At 73.0% G+C, this 24552-nt stretch carries 20 protein-coding genes, 3 pseudogenes and 1 riboswitch; of the genes and pseudogenes, 7 read left to right on the top strand and 16 right to left on the bottom strand.

Annotated features, from left to right (window positions below):
- Window positions 1–97: 97 nt before the first annotated feature.
- From ACH4PU_RS11525 to ribD, 8 genes are all read right to left on the bottom strand, one after another.
- Window positions 98–565, bottom strand: coding sequence for a PH domain-containing protein (locus tag ACH4PU_RS11525; protein ID WP_398269561.1), 468 nt, complete (start codon window positions 563–565; stop codon window positions 98–100).
- Between the two features lie 79 nt (window positions 566–644).
- Window positions 645–1493 (bottom strand): ATP phosphoribosyltransferase, encoded by an 849-nt coding sequence (gene hisG / locus ACH4PU_RS11520; protein ID WP_398269558.1) that lies wholly within the window; start codon window positions 1491–1493, stop codon window positions 645–647.
- A gap of 48 nt (window positions 1494–1541) precedes the next feature.
- Complete coding sequence (locus tag ACH4PU_RS11515; protein ID WP_004952249.1) at window positions 1542–1811, bottom strand: phosphoribosyl-ATP diphosphatase; 270 nt, start codon at window positions 1809–1811, stop codon at window positions 1542–1544.
- Between the two features lie 34 nt (window positions 1812–1845).
- Window positions 1846–2331, bottom strand: a complete 486-nt coding sequence (ribH, locus tag ACH4PU_RS11510; RefSeq protein WP_185944461.1) for a 6,7-dimethyl-8-ribityllumazine synthase — start codon at window positions 2329–2331, stop codon at window positions 1846–1848.
- 34 nt (window positions 2332–2365) lie between these two features.
- Window positions 2366–3640 (bottom strand): bifunctional 3,4-dihydroxy-2-butanone-4-phosphate synthase/GTP cyclohydrolase II, encoded by a 1275-nt coding sequence (locus ACH4PU_RS11505; protein ID WP_398269554.1) that lies wholly within the window; start codon window positions 3638–3640, stop codon window positions 2366–2368.
- 49 nt (window positions 3641–3689) lie between these two features.
- Complete coding sequence (locus ACH4PU_RS11500) at window positions 3690–4355, bottom strand: nicotinamide riboside transporter PnuC (protein WP_398269551.1); 666 nt, start codon at window positions 4353–4355, stop codon at window positions 3690–3692.
- Window positions 4352–4951 carry a riboflavin synthase gene (locus ACH4PU_RS11495; RefSeq protein WP_398269548.1) on the bottom strand — a complete coding sequence of 200 codons (600 nt, stop codon included), beginning with the start codon at window positions 4949–4951 and terminating at the stop codon, window positions 4352–4354. Before ACH4PU_RS11495 ends, ACH4PU_RS11500 begins: the two co-directional genes overlap by 4 nt.
- Before the next feature lie 3 nt (window positions 4952–4954).
- Complete coding sequence (gene ribD / locus ACH4PU_RS11490) at window positions 4955–6067, bottom strand: bifunctional diaminohydroxyphosphoribosylaminopyrimidine deaminase/5-amino-6-(5-phosphoribosylamino)uracil reductase RibD (RefSeq protein WP_398269545.1); 1113 nt, start codon at window positions 6065–6067, stop codon at window positions 4955–4957.
- A 156-nt stretch (window positions 6068–6223) separates the two neighbouring features.
- Window positions 6224–6354: riboswitch (FMN riboswitch) on the bottom strand.
- A 191-nt stretch (window positions 6355–6545) separates the two neighbouring features.
- Here ribD and ACH4PU_RS11485 point away from each other — a divergent pair.
- Window positions 6546–7790 (top strand): MFS transporter, encoded by a 1245-nt coding sequence (locus ACH4PU_RS11485; protein ID WP_398269542.1) that lies wholly within the window; start codon window positions 6546–6548, stop codon window positions 7788–7790.
- Window positions 7791–7950: 160 nt separating this feature from the next.
- Here the strand turns inward: ACH4PU_RS11485 and ACH4PU_RS11480 are convergent, their stop codons facing one another.
- A complete protein-coding gene (locus ACH4PU_RS11480; protein ID WP_398269539.1) occupies window positions 7951–8718 on the bottom strand; it encodes a hypothetical protein in 768 nt (255 codons plus the stop codon).
- A 280-nt stretch (window positions 8719–8998) separates the two neighbouring features.
- On the opposite strand from ACH4PU_RS11480, the gene ACH4PU_RS11475 reads away from it, so the two are divergent.
- A complete protein-coding gene (locus tag ACH4PU_RS11475) occupies window positions 8999–10441 on the top strand; it encodes a uracil-xanthine permease family protein (protein ID WP_398269536.1) in 1443 nt (480 codons plus the stop codon).
- Between the two features lie 123 nt (window positions 10442–10564).
- Window positions 10565–11248, top strand: a pseudogene (locus ACH4PU_RS11470) (DUF5995 family protein); the annotation flags it as partial.
- Between the two features lie 104 nt (window positions 11249–11352).
- Here the strand turns inward: ACH4PU_RS11470 and ACH4PU_RS11465 are convergent.
- The 3 genes from ACH4PU_RS11465 to ACH4PU_RS11455 all read right to left on the bottom strand — a co-directional run bounded on the left by ACH4PU_RS11465 (window position 11353) and on the right by ACH4PU_RS11455 (window position 14687).
- Window positions 11353–13062, bottom strand: coding sequence for a flavin monoamine oxidase family protein (locus tag ACH4PU_RS11465; RefSeq protein WP_398269532.1), 1710 nt, complete (start codon window positions 13060–13062; stop codon window positions 11353–11355).
- An 83-nt stretch (window positions 13063–13145) separates the two neighbouring features.
- The gene (locus tag ACH4PU_RS11460) at window positions 13146–13946 is read right to left on the bottom strand and encodes a carbon-nitrogen hydrolase family protein (RefSeq protein ID WP_398269529.1); all 801 of its coding nucleotides are present in this window, start codon (window positions 13944–13946) and stop codon (window positions 13146–13148) included.
- 315 nt (window positions 13947–14261) lie between these two features.
- Complete coding sequence (locus ACH4PU_RS11455) at window positions 14262–14687, bottom strand: MarR family winged helix-turn-helix transcriptional regulator (RefSeq protein WP_398269521.1); 426 nt, start codon at window positions 14685–14687, stop codon at window positions 14262–14264.
- A gap of 469 nt (window positions 14688–15156) precedes the next feature.
- Between ACH4PU_RS11455 and ACH4PU_RS11450 the strand changes: the two genes are divergently transcribed.
- From ACH4PU_RS11450 to ACH4PU_RS11440, 3 genes and pseudogenes are all read left to right on the top strand, one after another.
- The gene (locus ACH4PU_RS11450; protein ID WP_351507430.1) at window positions 15157–15642 is read left to right on the top strand and encodes a DUF2269 family protein; all 486 of its coding nucleotides are present in this window, start codon (window positions 15157–15159) and stop codon (window positions 15640–15642) included.
- A gap of 52 nt (window positions 15643–15694) precedes the next feature.
- A pseudogene (locus ACH4PU_RS11445) lies at window positions 15695–16546 on the top strand (alpha/beta fold hydrolase).
- Between the two features lie 758 nt (window positions 16547–17304).
- Window positions 17305–17949 (top strand): annotated as a pseudogene (locus ACH4PU_RS11440) (lanthionine synthetase LanC family protein); the annotation flags it as partial.
- A 233-nt stretch (window positions 17950–18182) separates the two neighbouring features.
- Here the strand turns inward: ACH4PU_RS11440 and ACH4PU_RS11435 are convergent.
- The 3 genes from ACH4PU_RS11435 to ACH4PU_RS11425 all read right to left on the bottom strand — a co-directional run bounded on the left by ACH4PU_RS11435 (window position 18183) and on the right by ACH4PU_RS11425 (window position 22118).
- Window positions 18183–18638, bottom strand: a complete 456-nt coding sequence (locus tag ACH4PU_RS11435) for an Lrp/AsnC family transcriptional regulator (protein ID WP_004948618.1) — start codon at window positions 18636–18638, stop codon at window positions 18183–18185.
- A gap of 89 nt (window positions 18639–18727) precedes the next feature.
- Window positions 18728–20320 (bottom strand): amino acid permease, encoded by a 1593-nt coding sequence (locus tag ACH4PU_RS11430; RefSeq protein WP_398269903.1) that lies wholly within the window; start codon window positions 20318–20320, stop codon window positions 18728–18730.
- Window positions 20321–20675: 355 nt separating this feature from the next.
- Window positions 20676–22118, bottom strand: coding sequence for a GuaB1 family IMP dehydrogenase-related protein (locus ACH4PU_RS11425; RefSeq protein ID WP_398269516.1), 1443 nt, complete (start codon window positions 22116–22118; stop codon window positions 20676–20678).
- A gap of 248 nt (window positions 22119–22366) precedes the next feature.
- Here ACH4PU_RS11425 and ACH4PU_RS11420 point away from each other — a divergent pair, with 248 nt between their 5' ends.
- Window positions 22367–22915, top strand: coding sequence for a GNAT family N-acetyltransferase (locus tag ACH4PU_RS11420; RefSeq protein WP_398269513.1), 549 nt, complete (start codon window positions 22367–22369; stop codon window positions 22913–22915).
- On the opposite strand, the gene ACH4PU_RS11415 is transcribed toward ACH4PU_RS11420, so the two are convergent.
- The gene (locus ACH4PU_RS11415) at window positions 22855–24456 is read right to left on the bottom strand and encodes an MFS transporter (RefSeq protein WP_398269510.1); all 1602 of its coding nucleotides are present in this window, start codon (window positions 24454–24456) and stop codon (window positions 22855–22857) included. The two genes, ACH4PU_RS11420 and ACH4PU_RS11415, sit on opposite strands and share 61 nt — an antisense overlap.
- Between the last annotated feature and the right edge of the window lie 96 nt (window positions 24457–24552).

The following is a 24552-nucleotide window of genomic DNA, read 5'->3' as shown; positions in this document are numbered from 1 at the left end:
GCCGCCGGGAGGCGGCCGGGTGGGCGGGACGGGGCAGGTGGGTGCCCGTGCACACCAGAGTAATCAAGGAACCGGCGCCGGGGGCGGCCGACCGGGCTCAGGTCGTGGAGCCGCCGGTGCCGAACTCGGCGACGAGCGCGCTCAGGGTACGGGCCTGGGTGACGGCCCGCTCCCTGGCCATGCCGGGCTGAATGCCCATGGCGGGCAGCGTCGTTCCGTCGGCGAGGTCGAGGTGGACCCAGGAGTCGCCGGGCCGCAGGTTGACGCGGACGATCTCGGCCCAGGCCAGCCGCCGGACGGTCGTGAGGTTCACCACGGTGACGCCCTCGGGCGTGGCGACCACCTTGGGCCGGGCGAGCAGGGCGAGGACGCCCAGGCCCAGCAGCCCGGTGCCGATGAAGGTGACCCGGTCCCCCGCGGTGAAGGACTCCAGCATGAACGACATGACGGCCATCACGAGGACGAGCGCACCGCCGATGCCCAGCAGCACCACCCGGGTGAGGGTCGGGCGGAAGACGGCCGGGAGGGTGGTCTTGGCGCTTCCGGGCGCTGCTGGGCTGGTCACGTCGGTGCGTTCCTTCGTCGGGCGGTGCGCGGCGTCGCGGGGGCCGGGGTCGGCGGACCTGGTGCGGCCGGGGCCGGGGTCAGAGGCGGCAGGCGTGGATGCCGGTGGTGAGGATGGCGCGCGCGCCCAGGTCGTACAGCTCGTCCATGACGCGCTGCGCGTCCTTGGCCGGGACCATCGAGCGGACGGCGACCCAGCCCTCGTGGTGCAGCGGCGAGACGGTCGGCGACTCCAGGCCGGGGGTGAGCGCGACGGCGCGCTCGACGTGCTCGACGCGGATGTCGTAGTCCATCATCACGTAGCGCCGGGCGACCAGGACGCCCTGCATCCGGCGGAGGAACTGCTGGACCTTGGGGTCGTCCGCGGGGGCGCCGGCACGGCGGATGACGACGGCCTCGGACTCCAGGATCGGCTCGCCGATGATCTCCAGTCCGGCGTTGCGCAGGGTGGTGCCGGTCTCGACGACGTCGGCGATGACCTGGGCGACACCGAGCTGGATGGCGGTCTCGACGGCGCCGTCCAGGTGGACGACGTCGGCGTCGACGCCGTGGTCGGCGAGGTGCTTGGTGACCAGGCCGGCGAAGGAGGTGGCGATGGTCATGCCGCCGAACTCGGAGACGTCCTGGGCCATGCCCGGGCGGGTGGCGTAGCGGAACGTCGAGCCGGCGAAGCCGAGCTGCATGATCTCCTCGGCCCGGGAGCCGGAGTCCAGCAGCAGGTCGCGGCCGGTGATGCCGATGTCGAGCTTGCCGGAGCCCACGTAGACGGCGATGTCGCGGGGGCGGAGGAAGAAGAACTCGACCTCGTTGGCGGCGTCGACGAGGACGAGTTCCCTGCGGTCCTTGCGCTGCCGGTAACCGGCCTCATGGAGCATCTCCGACGCAGGCTCGGAGAGAGAACCCTTGTTGGGGACGGCGATGCGCAGCATGAGGGCGGTTCCTTAGTGCAGGGGGATAGGGGAAAGAGAGGGTAAGGATCAGAGGTGGGCGTACACGTCGTCGAGGGAGATGCCGCGGGCGACCATCATCACCTGGAGGTGGTAGAGGAGCTGGGAGATCTCCTCGGCGGTCGCCTCGGCGCCCTCGTACTCGGCGGCCATCCACACCTCGGCCGCCTCTTCGACGACCTTCTTGCCGATGGCATGGACGCCCTTGCCCACCAGTTCCGCGGTGCGGGAGGTGGCGGGGTCGCCTGCGGCCTTCTGCTGGAGCTCGGCGAAGAGCTCCTCGAACGTCTTCCTGTCCATGGTGGTCCCTACCCTACGGGGTCCGTCCCGGCCGTCAGTGCCAGGGCTCCGACACCGAACGGAGGGTGACCGCCGTGGCGACGGCCGCGGTGACCGCCTCGTGGCCCTTGTCCTCGGTCGAGCCCTCCAGCCCGGCGCGGTCCAGGGCCTGTTCGTCGGTGTCACAGGTGAGGACGCCGAAGCCGACCGGGACGCCGGTGTCGGTGGAGACCTGGGTGAGGCCCTGGGTGACGCCCTGGCACACGTAGTCGAAGTGGGGCGTACCGCCCCGGATGACGACGCCGAGGGCGACGATCGCGTCGTAGCCGCGGCCGGCGAGCGCCTTGGCGGCGACGGGCAGCTCCCAGCTGCCGGGGACGCGCAGCAGCGTCGGCTCGTCGATGCCGAGGTCGTGCAGGGCGCGCAGGGCGCCGTCGACCAGGCCGTCCATGACCTTCTCGTGCCACTGGGCGGCGATCACGGCCACCCGCAGGTCACGACAGTTCTTCACACTCAGCTGGGGGGCGCCCTTGCCGCTCACGTCACTCCTTGGTTTGTCGCAGTTGCCGGTGGTGCTACTGGTTGTCGCAGGGGGAGACCTGGTGGTCGTCCAGCCAGGGCAGGTCGTGCCCCATCCGGTCCCGCTTGGTGCGCAGGTACCGGAGATTGTGCTCGCCCGCCGCCACGGGCATCGGCTCCCGCCCGGAGATCTTGATGCCGTGTTGTTCCAGGGCGATGGTCTTGTCGGGGTTGTTGGTCATCAGCCGGATGGAGCGCACGCCCAGGTCGGTGAGCATCTGGGCGCCGGCCGCGTAGTCCCGGGCGTCCGCGGGGAGGCCGAGTTCGAGGTTGGCGTCCAGCGTGTCGTGGCCGGCCTCCTGGAGCTCGTAGGCCCGCAGCTTGGACAGCAGTCCGATGCCGCGACCCTCGTGGCCGCGCAGGTAGACGACGACGCCGCGGCCCTCGGTGGCCACCCGTTCGAGGGACGCCTCCAGCTGGGGGCCGCAGTCGCAGCGCAGAGAGCCGAAGACGTCGCCGGTGAGGCACTCGGAGTGGACCCGGACCAGGACGTCCTCGCCGTCGCCCAGGTCGCCGGCGACGAGGGCGATGTGCTCGACGCCGTCGCGGACGGAGCGGTAGCCGTGCGCCCGGAACTCGCCGAAGGCGGTGGGCAGCCGGGTGCTGGCCTCGCGCTTGACGGTGGGTTCGGCGGACTTCAGGTAGGTGATCAGGTCCTCGATGGAGATGATCGCCAGGCCGTGCTTCCGCGCGAACGGGATCAGCTCGGGCAGCCGCAGCATCCGGCCGTCCTCGCCGGCGATCTCCACGATGGCGGCGGCGGGCCGCAGTCCGGCCAGCCGGGCCAGGTCGCAGCCGGCCTCGGTGTGGCCGGGGCGGGCGAGGACGCCGCCGGGCCGGGCGCGCAGCGGGAAGACGTGGCCGGGCCGGACGAAGTCCTCGGAGCGGCTGTCGGGGGAGGCCAGCAGCCGGATGGTGGTGGCCCGGTCGGCCGCCGAGATGCCGGTGCCGACGCCGTGCGCGGCGCTCGCGTCGACGCTGACGGTGAAGGCGGTGCGCATGGTCTCGGTGTTCTTCTCGACCATCTGCGGGAGGTCGAGCCGGTCGACGTCCTCCGCCTCCATCGGCACGCAGATCAGGCCGCGGCACTCGCTCATCATGAAGGCGAGGGTCTCGGCGGTGGCGAGCTCGGCGGCGACGACGAGGTCTCCCTCGTTCTCCCGGCTCTCGTCGTCCACCACCACGACGGGCCGGCCGGCCGCGATGTCGGCGATGGCGCGCTCGACCGGGTCGAGTCCTGAGGCCGCGGGGGCCTCGTGCGGGGCGGTCATGGGTCACTCCGTGGGGGTCGTGGGCGGGCTGTGCGGAACGGCCGGCGGGTCAGGCGGCCCGGGTGAGGGCCGGCTCGGCGGCCGGGGCGCGGCGGGCGGCGGCGCGGGAGCGCAGCCACCAGTCACGCATGCCCCACAGGACGAGGCCGAGGTAGACGACGTAGACGACGCCGCCGAAGGCCAGTCCGCTGGAGAAGGCGAGGGGGACGCCGACGAAGTCCACCAGCAGCCAGGCGAACCAGAACTCGACGAGCCCGCGGGCCTGGGCGACCATCGCGGCGAGCGTGCCGACGAAGATGTACGCGTCCGGCCAGGGGTTCCAGGACAGCCCGGGCACGGCGGTGAACAGGCCGCCGACGGCGAGCGTGCCCGCGGCCGTCCCGGCGAGCAGCACGGCCCGCTCGCGCCAGGTCGCGAAGCGCACGGCGAGGCCGTCCTGCGTGTCGCGCCGCCCGAGGTGCCACTGCCGCCAGCCCCACACCGAGACGCCGATGACGAGGAGCTGCTTGCCGACTCCGCCGCCGAGGTGGGCGGTGGCGTAGGCGGTGACGAGGATCAGGCCGGCGAGGAACTGGACGGGCCAGGTCCATATGGACCGCTTCCAGCCGAGGGCCAGGGCGACCAGCCCGGCCGTGTTGCCGATCAGGTCGGACCAGATGACGTGCTGGCCGAAGGCGGCGAACGCCTCGTCGCCGAGCCAGGAGACCGCGCTCATGCCCGGCCTCCCGCGCTCAGCAGCCGCTCCGTGTACTTCGCGAGCACGTCGACCTCCAGGTTGACCGGATCACCGGTCTTCTTGATGCCGAGGGTGGTCATCTCCAGCGTGGTGGGGATGAGGCTGACGGTGAACCAGTCGTCCCCGGCCTCGACCACGGTCAGGCTGACGCCGTCCACGGTGATCGAGCCCTTGTCGACGACGTACCGGGCGAGGTGGGCGGGGAGCGAGATCCGTACGGTCTCCCAGTGCTCGCCGGGCGTCCGCTCGGTGATCGTCCCGGTGCCGTCCACGTGCCCCTGGACCAGATGGCCGCCGAGCCGTCCGCCGAGCTTCATCGGGCGTTCGAGGTTGACGCGCGCGCCGGCGTCGAGGGCGCCCAGGCTGGAGCGGTCGAGGGTCTCGGCCATCACGTCGGCGGTGAACTCGCCGTCCGCGGTGGTGACGACCGTCAGGCAGACGCCGTTGACCGCGATCGAGTCGCCGTGCCCGGCGTCCTCGGTGACGAGCGGGCCGCGCAGCCGGAAGCGGGCCGAGTCGCCCTGGCGTTCCACGGCGACGACCTCGCCCAGTTCTTCGACGATTCCGGTGAACACTTCTCAGTTCTCCTCTGGGGCGGTGGCGAGGGGTGCGGCGGTGACCCGCAGGTCGGGGCCGATGCGGACGACGTCGGTCACGTCCAGGCGCAGGGCCCGGTCGATGGTGCCGATGCCGGCGTCCCCGAGGGCGGCGGGTCCGGCGCCGAGGAGGGCCGGGGCGAGGTAGGCGACGACGCGGTCCACGGCGCCCGCGGCCAGGAAGGCGCCGGCGAGCCGGGGGCCGCCCTCCAGCAGGACGGAGCGCACGCCGCGGCCGTACAACTCGGCGAGCAGGGCGGGGATGTCGATCCCGGTGCCGTCGGCGGGCAGCCGGGCGACGTCCACCCCGGGCAGGTGCCCGGTGTCGGCGTCCTTGCCGACGGCGATCAGGGTGGGCGCCGCGTCGTCCAGGACCCGGGCGCCGGGCCGGACGGTGGCGTGGGTGTCGACGACGACGCGCAGCGGCTGGGTGACGGCCCGGTCCTCCGGGCGGCCGCGGGCGGCGAGGTGCGGGTCGTCGGCGCGCAGGGTGCCGGAGCCGACGACGACGGCGTCGGCCTCGGCGCGCAGCCGGTGGACGTCGGCGCGGGAGCCGGCCGAGGTGATCCAGCGGCTGGTGCCGTCGGCGGCTGCGCTGCGGCCGTCCAGGGTGGCGGCGTACTTCCAGAGCACGAAGGGCCGGCCGCGCAGCACGGCGGTGAGCCAGGCGGTGTTGCCGGCCGCGGCCTCGTCGGCGAGCAGGCCGCCCTCGGTGTCCACCCCGGCCGCCGCGAGGGTGGCCGCGCCACCGGTGGCCGCCGGAGTGGGGTCGGCGACGGCGTAGACGACCCGGGCGACGCCGGCGGCGATCAGCGCCTGGGCGCAGGGGCCGGTGCGTCCGGTGTGGTTGCAGGGTTCGAGAGTGACGACGGCGGTGCCGCCCCGGACGTCGCGTCCGGCCGCGGCGGCGGCGCGCAGCGCTTCCACCTCGGCGTGCGCGGCTCCGGCGCGCCGGTGCCAGCCCTCGCCGGCGACCCGTCCGGCGGCGTCGAGGACGACGCAGCCGACGACGGGGTTGGGGCTCGTGGAACCGAGGGCGCGCGCGGCGAGCGCGATGGCGCGTCGCATCGCGTCTGCTTCGATCGCGGTGGCCACCGGGGTCCTCCTGCCTCTTCGGGCATGGACTCCGGGGCTGTCGTGAGAAACGACGAAAAGCGGGGATGACGGCGCCGGGAACGCCGCGTGCCCCGTGCGGGACGTGCCTGGAGAGGACGGCCGCACGGCCACGGCTCTGCTGCCGGTGCCTGCCCGCCGCGCACTGCCTCCCATCCGGACTTTAACCGTCGGTCCAGGAATTTCACCTGGTCAACCGGCCGCTGGCTGCGGCCGGGTCGCGGACTGTAACCGCCGGTTCGGAATTACACCGACCCCGGAGTGCGCTGCGTGATGATCTGTTCTGGTACAGGGCGCCCGAGCCGTTGTCCAGGGGACTTCCGGCTCCGACGCTCCGAGCGTACGCCGAGCCGCCGCGCGGTGTCCACGGGACTTGACAGAGCGTGTGGCAGGTCACGCGCGGGCCCGCGTACCGTGCCCCAGGGGGCCGGCGGCAGCGACGGGACTGGGGGTCCGCGGCATGGAGGTCCAGGGCGGGAACCGCACGGAGGGCACCGGCGGCCGGAAGGCCCGCCTCCGGGAGGGGGCCGCGGAACCGCGGCTGCGCCGGGCCCGGCTGGCCGTCGCGGCCGTCTTCGCCGTGCACGGCGCGGTCACCGGCAGCTTCGCCACCCGCGTCCCCTGGATCAGGGACCACCTGCGGCTGGACGCGGGCGAGTTGGGTCTGGCGCTGGCCTTCCCCGCGATCGGGGCGGCGCTGGCGATGCCGCTCGCCGGACGGGTCGCCCACCGCTTCGGGACCCGCGCCGCGCTGCGCGGACTGCTCGCCCTGTGGTGCGCGTCCCTCGCCCTGCCCGCCCTCTCCCCCGGCCTGCCGGTGCTCTGCGCGGCGCTCGCGGCGTACGGCGCGGCGTCCGGGACGGCGGACGTCGCCATGAACGCGCTGGGGGTGGAGACGGAGGAGCGGCTGGGCCGGTCGATCATGTCCGGGCTGCACGGGATGTGGAGCGCGGGGGCGCTGGCCGGCTCGGCGGCGGGCACGGTGGCGGCGCACGCGGGCACGGACGCGCGGTGGCACCTCGGCACGGCGGCCGTCGTCCTGACACTGCTGGGCGCGGTGGTGTGCGGTCCGGTGCTGGACGTCCGGCCGCGGGCGGAGGAGCACGCGCCGCCGCGGTTCGCGCTGCCGCCGAGGTCGGCGCTGGTCATCGGGGCGGTCGGGTTCTGCGCGGTGTTCGCCGAGGGGGCGAGCCTGGAGTGGTCGGCGGTCTATCTGCGGGACGTCGTCGGCTCCGGGGCGGGGCTGGCGGCCGCCTGCACCACGGCCTTCTCCTGCGCGATGGCGGCGGCCCGGTTCGCCGGGGACGCGGCGGTCCGCCGGTTCGGGCCGGTGCGCACGGTCCGGGCGGGCGGGGTGCTGGCGGGCTGCGGCGGGGTGCTGGTGGTCGGCGCGCCGGGGGCGGGGCCGGCGATCGCCGGGTTCGCGCTGGTGGGGCTGGGCATCGCGGTGGTCGTGCCACTCGCCTTCGCGGCGGCGGCGCGCAGCGGGCCGGAGCCGAGCCAGGCCATCGCGGGGGTGGCGACGATCACGTACACGTCGAGCCTGGTCGCCCCGTCGGCCATCGGGCAGCTCGCGGACGCCACTTCGCTGACGGTCTCTTTCGGACTGGTGACGGTGCTGGCGGCGCTGCTGGCGGTGACGGCGGGGGCGCTGCGGCCGGGGGCCGGCGGTGCGGCGCGGGCCGCGGTGGCGGAGGGCGGCTGAGCGTCACCCCATCGGGGGTGCCGCTCCTTTGAGGGGCGTCGGCGTGGAGCGTCACTCCTTCGAGGGATGGAACGCCTCCGCGGGCCGCACGGCCGGGGTTTCCGGTCGCACGGCCCGCGGTGGAAGGGGACCTCAGAGGGTGAACGTTGGCTCAGAGGCCTCAGAGGCTGATGCCCAGGATGTTGACGGTGTTGCGGACGTACTTGCCGCCGTGACCGCCCTTGTGGCCCCAGCCGTCGTTCCCGTCGCAGTCGCGGTCACGGTCGCGGTGCTTCCAGCCGTTGTCGCAGTCGTCACCGCGGCCCCAGCCTTCGTGGCCCCAGCCACTGTGGTGACCCCAGCCACCCTCGTGGCCCCAGCCGCCCTCGCGGCCCCAGCCGCCACCGTGACCCCAGCCACCGTTGTGGCCCCAGCCACCGCGGTCGCAGTCACGGTCCCAGCCGCCCCAGCCCTTGTGGTGGCCGCCGCCCCAGTTGCCCCAGCCACCCCAAATGTTGATGTTGCCCCAGCCGTTGCCCCAGCCGCCGTGGTGACGACCGCGGTCGCAGTCGTCGTCGTGGTGACGGCCCCAACGGCCACGGTCGCAGTCACGGTCCCGGTCCCGGTCCCGGTCCCGGTCCCAACGACCGTGGTCGCAGTCGCGGTCGCGGTCGCGGTGGTGACGGCCCCGGTCGCAGTCACGGTCCCGGTCGCGGTCGCGGCGGTCGCGGCGGTCACGGTCGCGGTCGCGGTGCTTGTCGCGGCCCTTGTCGCGGTCGCGGTCGCGGTCCCGGTCCCGGCCGTGGTCCCGACCGTGGTCGTCGTCCCAGCTCGCCACCTTGGGCGTGGACGACGACTGCGGCGCGGCGACGGCCACCCCGGCGGCCGGAACGATGACGCCCGCGGCGAGGACCGCGGCGGCCGCTGAGCGGCCGACGAGCTTACGCATGTATGTCTCCTGGTTTGGCAGGAAATCGGACAATCCACGCATACCTCGCACGCGGCGGGGACCTGCCGAGCGTCCCGGGCATACAGCCTTACGAGGTGTTAATTGCGCCGATCGCAGCAGCGTCCGGCCGTTCCACCAGCCACCTCGCCGAGCCGCCCACCGGCCGTCAGCGACCGGCCCGCCACCCGCCGTTCTCCGCCCGCCGTTCTCCGCGCGGACCACTCCTGACCCGCGCTTAACATGGTGCGGATCACCTCGAACAACCACAGTGGGAGCATTCATGGGCCTCGGCGTGCGCTGGACCCTGCACGGTGACGGGCGCACCCCCGCCCCCGGGGCCGTCGTCGCGCCGGACGAACGGCTCTCCTGGCCGCGGACCGCGGGCCTCGGCGCCCAGCACGTGGTGGCAATGTTCGGCGCATCGTTCGTCAGTCCGGTGCTCATGGGCCTGGACCCCAACCTGGCGATCATGATGTCGGGCGTCGCCACCATCCTCTTCCTGCTCGCGACGCGCGGCCGGATCCCCAGCTACCTGGGGTGCAGCCTCTCGTTCGTCGGTGTGGCGGCCGTCATCCGCGCCCAGGGCGGCGACAGCGCGGCCGTCACCGGCGCGATCTTCGTGGTCGGCGCCGCGCTGTTCCTCAGCGGCCTGGCGGTACGCCGGTTCGGCGCCAGGATCATCCACGCGGCGATGCCGCCGGTGGTGACGGGCGCGGTGGTGATGCTGATCGGCTTCAACCTGGCCCCGGTCACCGCGAGCACCTACTGGCCGCAGGACCAGTGGACGGCCCTGCTCACCATGCTCTTCACCGGGCTCGCCGTGGTCTGCCTGCGCGGCTTCTGGTCGCGGGTGGCGATCTTCCTGGGCCTGCTCTTCGGCTACGCCCTCTCCTGGGCTCTCGACCGGATCTTCGGAAAGATCCATTCCGTCAACGGCGGCCCCCAGGCCGTCGACCACTGGCGGCTCGACCTGTCGGGCGTCGGCAAGGCGGACTGGATCGGCCTGCCCTCCCTGCACGGCCCGTCCTTCGGCTGGTCGGCGGCGCTGGTGGCACTGCCGGTGGTCATCGCCCTCATCGCGGAGAACGCGGGGCACGTCAAGGCCGTGGGCGAGATGACCGGCGACCCGCTGGACGACCAGCTCGGCACCGCGATCTCGGCCGACGGCGCGGCGACGATGCTGTCCACGGCGGTCGGCGGGCCGGCGAACACCACCTACTCCGAGAACATCGGCGTCATGGCGGCCACCCGCGTCTACTCGACCGCCGCCTACTGGGCGGCGGCCTGCTTCGCGCTCCTCTTCGGCATCTGCCCGAAGTTCGGCGCGGTCGTCGCGGCCGTCCCCGGGGGCGTGCTGGGCGGGATCACCGTCATCCTGTACGGCATGATCGGCCTGCTCGGCGCGCAGATCTGGGTGCACAACAAGGTGGACCTGCGCAATCCCCTGAACCTGGTGCCGATCGCGGCCGGCGTGATCATCGGCGTCGGCGGCGTCAGCCTCAAGGTCAGCAAGAACTTCGAGCTCAACGGCATCGCCCTGGGCACGATCGTGGTCCTCACCGGCTACCACGCGCTGCGCTTCCTGGCGCCGCCGCACCTCAAGCGGCAGGAGCCGCTGCTGGACGAGGGGACGAGCGGGTACGACGGGCTGTCGGCGGAGGATGCGCGGGACGGCGGGGAGCCGGACGGCGACGGGACCGCGCCCCGGCGGCCCGGAGCCTGACGGGCCGGGGCCTGACGGGACGCCCGGACCTGCGGCTTCATCACGCAGCGTCACCCGTTCCGGTTAACTCGAAGGCCAGAACCCCTACTCTCCGCATTCGCCTGTCACTCTGTGTGCATGGAGATGACGCGAGCACGGACCACGACACCCATGACCGGCATCGAGCGGGTCGTCGCCCGCATGCGGGCGCTGGCCGCCGAGTTGCCGCCGGAGGACGGGGTGGCGGTCTTCAACGGGGTGTACCTGACGGTCACCGAGGAAGTGGCGCGGCGGGTGCCGGAGGGCGGGTTCCGGGACCGCCTGGCCACCACCACGCTGGACGTGCTGTTCGCGAGCCGCTATCTGGACGCGGTCGACGAGGCGGCGGCGGGGCGAAGACCGCCGGCCTGCTGGCGTCCGCTGTTCCAGCTCCGCGGCCATCCCGCCATCCGGCCGGTGCAGTTCGCGCTGGCGGGTGTCAACGCCCACATCGGCCACGATCTGCCGCTCGCCCTCGCCGACACCTGCCGGGGCCTGGGCGCCGAACCACGGGATCTGGAGGGGGACTTCCACCGGGTCGGCGAGCTGCTGGTCTCTGTGGAGGAGCGGATCCGCGAGGCCCTGATGCCGGGCCCCGACTTGCTGGACGTGGCCGATCCGCTCACCCACCTGCTCGGGTCCTGGACCCTGGAGGCCGCGCGCGGCGCCGCGTGGGCGGCGTTCCGGGCGCTGTGGGCGCTGCGCGAACGGCCGGTGGTGGCGGCGGAGTTCGCGGAGCGCGTCGACGCGAGCGTGGGACTGGTGGGGCGCTGTCTGCTGACGCCGCTGGGATGCGGGGACGGCCGGGACGACGGGAAAGACGGGAAGCGCCCCGCGCGCCGGGCGGGCGGCGGGGCACTTCCTCGAAGACAGCCCTTCGGCCGGCCCTTGCCTCAGTCCTCGGGCAGCTCGACGGGCGCGATCTCGTCGTAGACGTCGCCGGGGCCGGGGTTGGTCGGGTCGGTGGCGCCGCCGAACTGGTGCATCACACCCCAGACGGCGTTCAGGGCGGTCTGCACGGCGCCCTCGGCCCAGCCGGCCGTCCAGGAGATGTCGTCGCCCGCGAGGAAGATGCCGCGCTTGTCCTCGGGGAGGCGGTCCTGCATGAAGTGGGTGAACAGCCGGCGCTGGTAGCGGTAGTGACCGGGGAGGTTGGCCTTGAACGCGCCCATGAAGTAGGGCTCGTTCTCCCAGGAGACCGTCACCGGGTTGCCGATGATGTGCTTGCGGATGTCGACACCGGGATAGATCTCGCCGAGCGACTTGAGCATGACCTCCAGGCGCTCGTTGGCGGAGAGCGGCAGCCACTTGAGGCTGTCGTCGCACCAGGTGTAGGAGAGGCAGATCACGGCGGGCTTGTCGGGCCCGTCGTCCAGGAGGTAGGTGCCGCGCGTCATGCGGTCGGTGAGCGTCATCGACATGACGTCCCGGCCCGACGCGTCCTTGTCCAGCCAGAACGGCCGGTCCACCGGCACGAACAGCTTGGAGGACTCCATGTAGTGGGTGCGCTCGACCGCCGTCCAGTGATCGATCGGGAGGAGCGCGTCGTCGCACTCGATCTTCGACAGCAGCATCCAGGACTGGGCCGTGAAGATGGCCGCCCGGTAGGTGCGGATGTCGCCGGCGGCGTCGGTGACCGTGATCCGGTTGCCGGCCGTGCGGTGCAGCCGGGTCACGGCCGGGCGGGGCGCGCCGTCGTGCAGCGAGGAGAGCGAGGTGCCCTGCGGCCAGTGGATGATCTTCTCCGGCTCGCGCTCCCAGAGCCGGAGGGGGAGCTGCTGGCTGCCGCCGACGATGCCGCGGTGGTGGTCGTCCGCCTCGGTGTAGACGACGCGCAGGATCTCCAGGATGGAGTTGGGGAAGTCGGTGTCCCAGCCGCCGGTGCCGAAGCCGACCTGGCCGAAGATCTCCCGGTGGCGGAAGGACTTGAACGCCTCCGACTCGCAGAGGAAGCCGTAGAAGGTCTGGTTGTCGAGCTTCTCGACGAGCTTGGCCCAGATCTCGCGGATGCGGGGCACGTCGCGCTCGCGCATGGCGCGGTTCATGTCGGAGAAGTCCGCGCCCTCCTCCAGACAGGCGTTCCAGGCGGCGGCGACGTCGCGGTAGACCTGCGGCAGGTCGTCGACGGTCTCCGCGTAGTGGCTCTCGCCCTTGAGGTCCACGACGGTGGAGGGGGTGCAGGGGGCCAGCGGGTTGGGGAACGGCTTGGTCTCCAGGCCCACCAGGTCGATGTAGTGCTGGAAGGCGGTGGAGGACGGGGGGAAGCGCATGGCGCCCATCTCGGCGGTCAGGCCGGCGTCCTGGCCCTCGGTGCAGCCGTCGAAGCCGACCGTACGCAGCCGGCCGCCGATCTGGTCCGCCTCGTAGACGACGGGCTTGAGGCCCATCTTCATCAGCTCGTACGCGGCCACGATGCCGGAGAGCCCGCCGCCGATGACCGCGACCTCGGCGCCGTGCTCGGTGGCCGGTATCTGGCCCAGCCCGGCCGGGTGGGTCAGGTAGTCGTCGTAGGCGAAGGGAAAGTCCGGGCCGAACATGGTGATCGGCGGCTCGTTCTGCTGGACCTGCTCGTCGTGGACGGCGGTGGGCACCGTGGACGTCATCGGCTGAACTCTCCTGCGTGCAAGGGGGTGTGGAGTGAAGCGAGGGAGTACGAGGTGAAGCGAGGGGGTGGAGCGAGGGGGGCTCAGACGAGCCGCGTGTAGAGCTCCGGCCTGCGGTCGGCCAGGTAGGTGTTCTCGGCGCGCGACCGGTGGAGCAGGGCGGGGTCGGCCTCGGCGACGAGCAGGTCCTCGTCGGCGCCGGCCCGGGCGCGTACGGTCCCGTCCGGGGCGGCGAGGCAGGACAGTCCGGCGAAGGCGAACTCGCCTTCCGTGCCGCACCGGTTGACGTAGGCGATGTAGAGCTGGCTCTCCCAGGCGCGGGCCGGGACGATCGTCTGCGGCACGATCTCGTAGGGCCGCATCAGCGCGGTCGGCGCGAGCAGCAGCTCCGTGCCGGCGAGGGCGTGCGCCCGCACGGGCTCCGGGAACTCGACGTCGTAGCAGATCAGCAGCCCCAGCCGGACGCCGTCGAGCTCGGCCTGCACCACCGCCTCGGCGCCGGGCGTGAAGTACGTGGTCTCGTACGCGCCGAAGAGGTGGGTCTTGCGGTAGTGGGCGAGCGGGGTGCCCTGCGGGCCCATGAGCTGGAGCGCGTTGTACACGGCCGCGCCGTCCCGCTCCGGGTAGCCGTACCCGATGGCGAGCCCGTGCCGGGCGGCGATCGCGGCCACGGCCTCGGCGCCGGGGCCGTCGGCGGGTTCGGCGCGGTCGGGGACCAGGTCGCCGAGCGCGTAGCCGGTCAGGTAGAGCTCGTTGGTGAGCAGCAGCCGGGCGCCGGACTCCGCCGCGCGGCGGGCCGCGTCGTCCAGCGCGCCGAGGGCGGCGGCCGTCGAGGACGGAACGCCGCAGGGCCCTTGGAACAGCGCGATACGCAGCGGCTTCATATGTCCTCTTCGGGTGGGCGGCATGCAGGCGTTTCGATGAACTTTCGACGGGATTCCGGTCAGGATTCCGTTAAACGCCTTGACGGTACGGCCCGGCCTCTTGGGGCGACAAGCTACGGATGTTGCGTGCTGCCGAGCGATTCGTTGCGCCTTTTCCGGCCTTGGCGGCGATTCGTTGCACGCCCGTCGGTGCCCCGGGGCGGACGGTCCTCCACGGCCCTCGGTCACACAGCCGGAGCGGCCGGGACCGGCCGCCGTCGGCCGCGCGGCGCGCACCGCTCCCCCGGGCACCCTTCGGCCGGCCGCCGGTGATCGTCAGCGGCCCGACGCGGCCGCGGCGTTGCCCATCATCCGCCCCAGCACCCGCGCCAGCACGGACCGCTCCTCGGCGGACAGGCCCGCCGTCAGCGGGCCCTCCAGCCCGGCGAGGACCCGCCGCATGTCGTCGAGCATCCGCCGGCCCCGCTCGGTGACCTGGAGCTCCGCCTTCCGCCCCCGCCCGGCGGGCGTCGTGCGCGCCACGGCACCGGCCTCCTCCAGCCGGAGAACCGTGGCCTGCATGCTCTGCGCCGTCACCCCGGCGCGGCGTGCCAGTTCGCTGTAGGAGAGGCCGGGCTCGCGGGCGAGATGACCGAGGGCGCCCATCATCCGCAGCGAGTACCCGTCCCGGGCGGACAGCACATGGTGGGCCGCGTCCTGGACGAACCGGCCGAGCCCGATCAGCATCAACGGCAGCGGCATGCCGGGCGGGCCCCCGGCGGGCGGGCCCCCACCGGATGGGAGGCCACCGGATGGCAGGCCCCTGGGGGACGGACCCACGCCGGAAGAACGTTCGCCGGACGGGCCTCCGCCGGGATCTCCCCCGCCGAGCACCCCTCCGGCAGGCGCACCCCCACCGGACGCACTCCCGGCGGACGGGCCCCCGTCAGGCGCGCCTCCGCCGGGCCGGCACCCCTCACCAGCGGACGGTACGTCCGCCGCGGCTCCGGGTTCGGCGCGGACCGCTTCCGTCCGCTCGTCCCCGGCCATCGCCATCACCCCTCGCCCGCATCCTCGCCCGCATTCCGCCCGCATGACCCCCGGCCATCACACCCGGGGCCACTTCCGGCCACGTCGCCCAGGGATGCTAGCGTCTCACGATGTTTAAGCCAGACTGAAACCCTCGGCCGGCCCGGTTCTGCCCGCCCGACCGCGATGGGAGCGGAAAGCCATGACGAAACTCCTGCTCAGCCTGCATGTGCTGGCAGCGATCCTGCTCATAGGTCCGGCGACCGTGGCCGCCAGCCTCTTCCCCCGCTTCGCGCGGCAGGCCCTGGCCCCGGACGGCGACCGCACCAAGAAGGGCACCGCGGCCCTGCGGATCCTCCACCGCATCACCCGGGTCTACTCGGCGATCTCGGTGACCGTTCCCGCCTTCGGCATGGCGACCGCGCAGCGGATGGGCGTCCTGGGCGACACCTGGCTGGTCGTCTCGATGGCGCTGACCGCGGTGGCGGCGGTGCTGCTGGCCATCGCGGTGTTCAGCCAGGATGCGATCATCGACGCGCTCGACCTCCACGACACCGAGCCGGAGGCGGCCCCCAAGCTCGCCGCGGGCCTGCCCCGACTGTCGATGATCACCGGGCTCTTCGCCCTGACCTGGGCGATCGTCACCGTTCTGATGATCGTCCGCCCCGGCTCGACGACCGGAGCCTGAACCCGGCACGATCGATTCCTCGCGTTCGCACACCCGACCGTGAGGAATCCTCATGCAGGACACGACGGCATGGCAGTTGACGCGGACCTTCGCCGGGCCCACCGGCGAGGTCCGCTGGGACCGTCTCGGCGAGCAGGGCCGGCCGCCGGTCGTCCTGCTGCACGGCACCCCGTTCTCGTCCTTCGTCCGGCGCGCGGTGGCCCGGTCTCTCGCCCGCGACCATCAGGTGTACGTCTGGGACATGCCCGGCTACGGGCAGTCGGAGAAGACCGCGGGACAGGACGTCTCCCTGGCCGCCCAGGGTCGCGTCTTCCGCGAACTCCTGGCCCACTGGGAACTGGCCGAACCCCCTGGTCGTGGCGGCCCACGGCTTCGGTGGTGCCGTCGCCCTGCGCGCCCACCTGCTGCACGGCGTCCGCTACCGCGCGCTCGCCCTCGTCGACCCGGTGGCACTGGCCCCGTGGGGCTCGCCGTTCTTCCGCCTCGTCGGTGCACACTCCCCCGTCTTCGAGCAGTTGCCGCCCGCACTGCACGCCGCGCACGTCCGCGAGTACATCGGCACGACCGGCGGGCCCGGCCCACACCCCGCCGTCCTGGAGCGGCTCGCCGACCCCTGGCTCGGCGCGGCGGGCCAACCGGCGTTCTACCGGCAGATCGCCAGGCCGACCAGCGTCACACCGACGAGATCCAGGGCCGCTACGGCGAGACCGACCTCCCGGTCACGGTGTGCTGGGGCACGGACGACGCGTGGATCCCGGTGGAGAAGGGCCGTGAGCTGGCCGCAGCGATACCCGGCGCCTCCTTCGAGCCGATCCCCGGCGCGGGCCACCTGGTCCAGGAGGACGCCCCCGCCCAACTCGCCATCATTTTGCACGAGTTCCTCCGCTCGACGACGGTTTCCTGACCCTTGGAACAGCGGCGCCCCATGGCCGAAAACCGCCCGCGCGCCCGCAACGCGTGGTGCTAGCGTTCCTGACGAGCACCACTGGGACGACGCCTCGGCTGCGGCGTCCCTCACACGGGGGAATATGCGGGGGACAAGAGGGGACCACCTTCACCTGCGACAAGGCCTTCCGGTCGCACGGCCGGCCATCGTGAGCGCACCGGATTCCGCCGCGGGCCCGATGGCCTGATCCCAAGTGCCGTGCGGCACTGCAGGGTTCCGCGCGGCACGGCCGTTCCGCGTCGCGTCGGGTTCCAAACCCCGTTCCCCGATCCCGCGAACGCGTCGCCGCCCCCGGAACCACCGCCGTCCGCACCTCCGCGGCGCACCCGAACCGCGCCCCCCTTCCGCACGACGCCGCCGGACGGCCCCCGAGGAGCGCCCCAGGCCGCCCCGCGCCACCACCGCCGTCCACCGGGCGCCCCCTGGCCCTGATCGGCGCGGCGGAGGAGATCGGCGACCGGCTGCTCCGGCTCGCCGTCACCGGAGGCGACGCGGTGGGCCGGCTCGGCACCCGCTCCCCCGGCCCCGGTGTCCCCGAGGTCGTCCCGGTGGGCACGGACCTCTACGGAGGGCTGTCCGGGATCGGCCTCTTCCTGCTCCGGCTCCCCCGGGTCACCGGCGCCCGCCGCTTCCGCGACCCGGCGGACCACATCGCGGACGAGGTCGCCCGCCGCGTCACCGGCGGCGAGGCCCCCGCCGCCGGGGCCCTCTACCTGATGAGCCACGACCTTCCGGGCGGGCGGCCCCGCCGGCCGCTTCCGGGCGGTCCGCGACGCGGTCCTCCCCACGCTGCGGACGGCCGCCGCCGGGGACACGGCCTACGGCGTGATCGACGGCGCCGGGGGGTACGTCCTGGTGTGCCTGGCGGCGTACGCGGCCGCCGGCGACCCGGAGTCCCCCTGGAGGCGGCCCGGCTCGCGGGGGACCACCTAGCCGCCCACGCCGAACCGACGGGCGCCGGGCTCGGCCGGCGGCACGCGGGCATTCCCGTCTCCAGGCCGCTCACCGGCCTGGCCCACGGCACGTCGGGCGCCGTCGTCGCCCTGTCCCGGCTCACCGCGCTGCGCCCCGACGAGCGGTACGACGCGGTGATCGACGGAGCGCGGGCCTACGAGGTCGGCGTGTTCGAGCCCCACACGGGCAACCGGCCCGACCTGCGGGAGCACGCGCCCGTACGGCACTGGTCGGCCTGGTGCCACGGCGCGGCGGGCGTCGGCCTGGCCCGCGCGGAGCCGCTGACGTCGGCATACCGGCCGACGGCCACCGAGCTCAGGCCGCAGAACTGCGCCGCGCCCGGCCCCGCCCTCGCCGGCCGGGACAACCACAGCCTGTACCACGGCAGCCTCGGCAACCTAGAACCGCTGCTCTACGCCGAGGGCTGGGCCTCGCCCGCCCGGACGGACTCGCGGAACGGCTGTCCGCCGTCCTGGAGCGGGTACGGCGGACAGGCCGGCGCTCGGGTGCCCCGGCGGGCGAGAAGGTGCCCGGTCTGCTCACGGGCCTGGCCGGGATCGGCCACGATCTGCTGCGGTTCGCGGCACCGGAGAGGTGCCGTCGGTCCTGCCGCTCGCACCGCCCGCCTGAGGAGCGGACGTCAGGACGGCGCCCCCGAGCTGAACCGCCGCAGCAGCGGCGACAGCACCAGCACCGACTTCGTCCGCTCGACGAACGGCTCGCCGGCGATGCGCTCCAGGACCCGCTCGAAGTGCCGCATGTCGGAGGCGAAGATCTGGACGATGGCGTCGGCCTCACCGGTGACGGTGGAGGCGGACGCCACCTCCGGGTAGCGGGAGAGGCCGCGGTGGATCGCCTCGGGCGAGGTGTTGCGGCGGCAGTAGAGCTCGATGAAGCCCTCGGTCTCCCAGCCGAGGGCCCCCGGGTCCACCCGGACGGTGAACCCGGTGATGGCCCCTTCGGCACGCAGCCTGTCCACGCGCCGCTTCACCGCGGGCGCGGACAGGCCGACCTCGGCACCGATGTCGGCGTAGGACCGCCGGGCATCTTCGGCCAGGGCGTGCACGATACGTTCGTCGAGCTCGTTGAGTCGCACTGCGGGTGAATCACTTTTCTACGGGATCCTGCTTTTCCTCCAGCAGTAGATCACGTATCCGGTGTCCGTCCCGACTCGCGGCGGCCGGGCTAGCCCTTCGCGGGGGCCTCGACGGCGTCCGGACCGGCAGGACCGCCGGAACCGTCAGGACCGGCCGGGCCGTCGTCCGTCCCGCCGTTCAGACGCGAGTTCCGCATGCCGTAGGCGAAGTAGATGACGAGACCGACGACCAGCCAGGCCCCGAAGACCTCCCAGGTGATCGTGGAGAGCCGGTACATCATGAAGAGGCAGAGCCCGAAGCCGATCACCGGGAAGATCATGCCGAGCCGCAGCCGCACTCCGCCGGGGAGCGGCACGCGGACCCCGGACAGCGGGACGGTGAAGGAGCGCTTCATGTCCGGCCGCTTCACGGCGAGGACGATGACGGCCACGTTGACCAGGGCGAAGGCGAAGAGGGTGCCGATGCTGGTGGCGTCGGCGAGCTCGGCCAGCGGGACCGCGGCGGCGAGGATGCCGCAGAAGGCGCAGGTGATGACCGTGTTGGCCACCGGGACGCCCTTGCGCGGGCTGACCTTGGCGAACGTCTTGGGGATCAGGCCGTCGCGGGCCATCGCGAAGAGGATGCGGGTCTGGCCGTAGAGGACGGTCAGCACCACGCTGGCGATGGCGATGACGGCACCGGCCGCCAGCAGCACGGCCCAGAAGCTCTGGCCGGTGACGTCCTTCATGATCCCGGCGAGCGCGGCCTCGGAACCCTCGAACTGCTTCCACGGCAGGGCGCCGACGGCGATCGCGGCGACCAGGACGTACAGCGCGGTGACGATCAGCAGCGACAGCATGATCGCCTTGGGCAGGTCCTTCTTCGGGTTCTTGGCCTCCTCACCGGCGGTGGAGGCGGCGTCGAAACCGATGTACGAGAAGAACAGGCTGGCCCCGGCGTTGCTGACGCCGGCCAGCCCCAGCGGCATGAACGGCGAGTAGTTGCCGGCCTTGATGCCGGTGAAGGCCACGGCGCAGAAGAGCAGCAGGGCGGCGATCTTCACCCCGACCATGATGGCGTTGGCGCGGGCGCTCTCCTTGGCGCCGCCGAGCAGGAACGCCATGCAGAGGAGCACGACGAGCAGGGCGGGCACGTTGAAGATGCCGCCGTCACCGGGCGGGTTGGCCAGCGACGCCGGGATGGTCACGCCGATCGTGCCGTCCAGCAGCTCGTTGAGGTACTGGCCCCAGCCGACGGCCACGGCCGCGACGGAGACGCCGTACTCCAGGATCAGGCACCAGCCGCAGATCCAGGCGACGATCTCGCCGAGCGTGGCGTAGGAGTACGAGTACGAGGAGCCGGAGACCGGGATGGTGCCGGCCAGCTCCGCGTAGGAGAGCGCGGAGAAGAGCGCGGTGAGGCCCGCGAGGACGAACGAGATCACGACGGCGGGGCCGGCGTCCGGCACGGCGGTGCCGAGCACCACGAAGATGCCGGTGCCCAGGGTGGCACCGATGCTGATCATGGTCAGCTGCCACATGCCGAGCGAGCGGCGCAGCGTGCCGCCCTCGCCCTGGCCGCCCTCGGCGACCAGGCGCTCGACCGGCTTGCGCCGCATCAGACGGGAACCGGTCCCGGCGGGCGGCTGCGGGGGGCGCTTGCCGTTGCCGGCGGCAGGGGGCGCTGTGTCTTGGTCCAGCACGGGGGTCGCTCCGTTCATCGCGGCCAGTGGAGCCACCGGTACCGCAAGCGGCCACCCGTCGGTTGCGTCGGCAGGGGGACGACCGAGAAAGGAGGGGGACCGCGAGCCAGCGGTACCCGCCACTCCACGTACTGCGCGGAACCCTACGAGGTAGGGGCCCGCGCTCGTAATGCACCATTCTTGCGCATGCCCGTACGATCGTTGCGTCTGCGTGCCAAGAATGGGCGTTCGTTGCATGTCACCTTACGAATCGGTACATGTAGGCGTCAACCACAGCAGACGGCGGTCGGGCGGAAAACGACGAAAAGGGGCGCGGCCGGATCGGCCGCGCCCCTCTTCCGGGCAGGTGTGACGACTACTGCCAGCTGGCGTGCAGCGGCTTGCCCTCCGCGTAACCGGCGGCGCTCTGGACGCCGACGACGGCCCGCTCGTGGAACTCCGCGAGGTTGCTCGCGCCCGCGTAGGTGCAGGACGAGCGGACGCCCGCGATGATCGAGTCGATCAGGTCCTCGACGCCCGGGCGGGTCGGGTCGAGGAACATCCGCGAGGTGGAGATGCCCTCTTCGAACAGGCCCTTGCGGGCGCGGTCGTAGGCGGACTCCTCCGAGGTGCGGTTGCGCACGGCGCGGGCCGAGGCCATGCCGAAGCTCTCCTTGTACAGCCGGCCGTCGGCGGACTGCTGAAGGTCGCCCGGGGACTCGTAGGTGCCCGCGAACCAGGAGCCGATCATGACGTTGGAGGCTCCGGCGGCCAGCGCCATCGCCACGTCGCGCGGGTGGCGGACGCCACCGTCGGCCCAGACGTGCTTCCCGTACTTCTTCGCCTCGGCTGCGCACTCCAGCACCGCGGAGAACTGCGGCCGGCCCACGCCGGTCATCATGCGGGTGGTGCACATGGCGCCGGGGCCCACACCGACCTTGATGATGTCCGCGCCGGCCTCGATCAGGTCGCGCACGCCCTCGGCGGCGACGATGTTGCCCGCGACGATCGGGACCCGCGGGTCCAGCGACCGGACGGCCTTGATCGCGGCGATCATCGACTCCTGGTGGCCGTGCGCGGTGTCCACCACGATGGTGTCCGCACCGGCGTCCAGCAGCGCCTTGGCCTTGCCGGCCACGTCGCCGTTGATGCCCACGGCGGCGGCGATGCGCAGCTTGCCGTCGGCGTCGGTGGCCGGGGTGTACAGGGTGGCGCGCAGGGCGCCCTTGCGGGTGAGGATGCCCGCCAGCTTGCCGTCCTTGTCGACGGCGGGGGCCAGCTTGCGGTGGGCCGCGTCGAGCTGGTTGAACGCCTCGCGCGGGTCGATGTCGGCGTCCAGGAGCAGCAGCTCCTTGGACATGACCTCGGAGAGCTGGGTGAAGCGGTCCACGCCGGTCAGGTCGTGCTCGGTGACGACGCCGACGGGCCGGTGGTCCGCGTCCACGACGACGCCGGCGCCGTGCGCCCGCTTGGGCAGCAGGGACAGCGCGTCGGCGACGGTCTGGGTGGGGGCGAGGACGATGGGGGTGTCCAGCACGTGGTGCCGGCTCTTGACCCAGGTGATGACGTCGGTGACGACCTCGATCGGGATGTCCTGGGGGATGACCACGAGGCCACCGCGGCGGGCGACGGTCTCCGCCATGCGGCGGCCCGCGATGGCGGTCATGTTGGCGACCACGAGCGGAATGGTGGTGCCCGTGCCGTCCGGGGCGGACAGGTCCACGCCCTGGCGGGAACCGACCGCGGAGCGGCTCGGCACCATGAAGACGTCGTCGTACGTCAGGTCGTACGGCGGCTTCTGATCGTTGAGGAAACGCATACTGGCTCTCTCACCTGCAGGAATAGAACTACGAAGCGGGTGGGGAGTCAGCTCGAACCAGCGCCGGATCGGGCTGAGGTTCCTGGACCCATCATCCACGATGACTCGGGCTGTTGGCCAATGACTGTGAGATTTCGCGGCATTCCTGTGGATTCGGCCAGCCGGCCGCGACGGCCCCTGTGGCATCGGCCAAGCGTCGGCCGAGCCCGGCCGGAGGGGCCGCCGGCCGGGCTCCGTACGGTGGCGCCATGACGTACCAGGAGATCATCTGCCGCCCCTCGGGACCGGAGGACGACGCGGCCGTGGCCGCCCTCGACGGCTCGTTCACCACCGACACCGTCTACGAGGTGACCGCCTCCCCCGCCGGCTTCGCCCTCCGCCCGGTGCCGGTCGATCCGCCCGTCCGCAAGGTGTTCCCCGACGACGAGCCGGACGGCGACGGCGACGGGGGTGACGGCACCGGCCGCCGGTACGCGGCGTTCGACGGCGACGTGCTCTGCGGCTTCGTCGCCACCTCCTACGAGCCGTGGAACCGCCGGCTGACCGTCGAGGACATCGAGGTGGCCCCGGAGTACCGGGGGCGGGGCGTCGGCCGGGCCCTCATGGAACGCGTCCACGAGCGGGCCCGGGAATGCGGCGCGGGGCATGTGTGGCTGGAAGTCACCAACATCAATGCCCCTGCCATCCGTTCCTATCTCCGCATGGGTTTCTCGTTCTGCGGAATGGACACCACGCTTTATTCCGGTACGGAATCCGCAGGGGAAATCGCGCTGTTCATGAGCCGCCCCTGCCCCTGAGCCGGCCCGCCCTCCGGCGCCTGCGCCGGCCCCCTCGACCCGCTCAAGCCGCCATCCGTACCGGCCGCCTCTCCACCATCCGTACGGGCGGCCGGACCGGCCCCGGCCCGCTCCGGCGCGGGCTCCCCGGCGAGGGCGGCGGCCGCGGCCGCCGCCGTGCGCCGCGCCCTCGGACCGGTGGTCACGGCCCCCAGCACGGCGACGACGACGCCGCACGCCGTGACGATCCACCACCCGCCGTGGCTGGCCGCGGCGAAGTGGGTGCGCGCGGGCCCGTCGAGGTGCGCGGAGACCACCGTGCCGATGACGGCCACGCCGGACGCCTGGCCCACCTGCCGGGCGGTGGACATCATCCCGGCCGCCATGCCGGCCCGTTCGGCGGGCATCCCGGTGACGGCGGTCGTGGTGATCGGCGGGTTCATCAGCCCGAACCCGAGGCCGAACAGCGCGTGGTCGACGAGCAGCCACGCCGTGGGCGTGTCCGAGCCCACCCGGGTCAGCCCCAGGGCGGCCAGCGTGATCGCCGTACCGGCGACCACCAGCGGCAGCCGGGGCCCGCGGGCCGCCACCAGCCGTCCGGACACCGGCCCGGCCACCAGCATCATCGCGGCGAGCGGCAGGGTGTACAGCCCCGCGTCCACCGCCGACAGACCGCGGACGCCCTGCAGGTAGAGCGGTTCCACGAAGAGGAACCCGCCCAGCGCCCCCACTCCGCAGAACCCGATCACGCTCGCCCCGCTGAAGGGCACACTGCGGAAGTAGCGCGGTTCGATCAGCGGCTCCGCGTGCCGCCGCTCGTACCCGACCAGGGCCACCAGGGCGACGGCGGCCAGCGCGAACAGCGCGACGATCGGCGCCGACGCCCAGCCGTGCTCCCGGCCGGTGATCACCGCGTACACCAGGGAGGCCAGCAGCACCACGACGAGGACCTGTCCCACCGGATCGAACCGGCGCACCCGGGACGCCTTGGACTCGGGGACGAAACGGCGGCACAGCACCACCGCCGTGATGCCGATCGGCACGTTGATCCAGAAGATCGCCCGCCAGCCCACCGAGTCCACCAGCGCCCCGCCGGCCACCGGCCCGAGCGCCATGCTGATGCCGAGCACCCCGCCCCACACCCCGATCGCCCGGGCCCGCTCGGCGCGGTCGGTGAAGGTGTTGGTGATGATGGCCATGGCCACCGGGTTGAGCATGGACCCGCCCACCGCCTGCACCACCCGGAAGACGACCAGCCAGCCGAGCCCCGGCGCGAAGCCGCACAGCAGCGACCCGGCGGTGAAGACCACGAGACCGGCCGTGAAGGTGCGCCGCCGCCCGATGCGGTCCGCCGTCGAGCCCGCGAGCATCAGCAGACTCGCCAGCACCAGGAGATACGAGTCGACGATCCACTGCAACCCCGCCATGGAGGCGTGCAGTTCGGTCGACAGCGCCGGCAGGGCGATGTTGACGGCCGAGCCGTCCAGGCTCACCAGCAGCAGACTCGTACAGCAGATCAGCAGCACCAGGACGCGCCGTCGGCGTCCTATATCGTCCGGCATGTGTTCCCCTCCCGTTCCCGGGACCGGCCCGGTGGTTTTCCGGCCCTTTCCCGACGATTCGGGGACGATTTTTCCGGAACTCCCGGAATTCCCGGA

This window comes from Streptomyces sp. NPDC021100, from assembly GCF_044333095.1.
In the GTDB taxonomy this organism is placed as follows: Bacteria; Actinomycetota; Actinomycetes; order Streptomycetales; family Streptomycetaceae; genus Streptomyces.
The sequence above is the reverse complement of the archived record's forward strand: the minus strand, read 5'-3'. Positions and strand labels throughout refer to the sequence as shown.

Excerpts from the sequence above, each read along its gene's own strand:
- ACH4PU_RS11450 (WP_351507430.1), top strand. The coding sequence starts at position 15,157 with ATGACGAAACTCCTGCTCAGCCTGCATGTGCTGGCAGCGATCCTGCTC.
- ACH4PU_RS11420 (WP_398269513.1), top strand. The coding sequence starts at position 22,367 with ATGACGTACCAGGAGATCATCTGCCGCCCCTCGGGACCGGAGGACGAC.
- ACH4PU_RS11515 (WP_004952249.1), bottom strand. The coding sequence starts at position 1,811 with ATGGACAGGAAGACGTTCGAGGAGCTCTTCGCCGAGCTCCAGCAGAAG.
- ACH4PU_RS11425 (WP_398269516.1), bottom strand. The coding sequence starts at position 22,118 with ATGCGTTTCCTCAACGATCAGAAGCCGCCGTACGACCTGACGTACGAC.
- ACH4PU_RS11505 (WP_398269554.1), bottom strand. The coding sequence starts at position 3,640 with ATGACCGCCCCGCACGAGGCCCCCGCGGCCTCAGGACTCGACCCGGTC.
- ACH4PU_RS11465 (WP_398269532.1), bottom strand. The coding sequence starts at position 13,062 with ATGACGTCCACGGTGCCCACCGCCGTCCACGACGAGCAGGTCCAGCAG.
- hisG (WP_398269558.1), bottom strand. The coding sequence starts at position 1,493 with ATGCTGCGCATCGCCGTCCCCAACAAGGGTTCTCTCTCCGAGCCTGCG.
- ACH4PU_RS11415 (WP_398269510.1), bottom strand. The coding sequence starts at position 24,456 with ATGCCGGACGATATAGGACGCCGACGGCGCGTCCTGGTGCTGCTGATC.
- ACH4PU_RS11480 (WP_398269539.1), bottom strand. The coding sequence starts at position 8,718 with ATGCGTAAGCTCGTCGGCCGCTCAGCGGCCGCCGCGGTCCTCGCCGCG.
- ACH4PU_RS11455 (WP_398269521.1), bottom strand. The coding sequence starts at position 14,687 with ATGCCGCTGCCGTTGATGCTGATCGGGCTCGGCCGGTTCGTCCAGGAC.
- ACH4PU_RS11460 (WP_398269529.1), bottom strand. The coding sequence starts at position 13,946 with ATGAAGCCGCTGCGTATCGCGCTGTTCCAAGGGCCCTGCGGCGTTCCG.
- ACH4PU_RS11475 (WP_398269536.1), top strand. The coding sequence starts at position 8,999 with ATGGGCCTCGGCGTGCGCTGGACCCTGCACGGTGACGGGCGCACCCCC.
- ACH4PU_RS11485 (WP_398269542.1), top strand. The coding sequence starts at position 6,546 with ATGGAGGTCCAGGGCGGGAACCGCACGGAGGGCACCGGCGGCCGGAAG.
- ACH4PU_RS11500 (WP_398269551.1), bottom strand. The coding sequence starts at position 4,355 with ATGAGCGCGGTCTCCTGGCTCGGCGACGAGGCGTTCGCCGCCTTCGGC.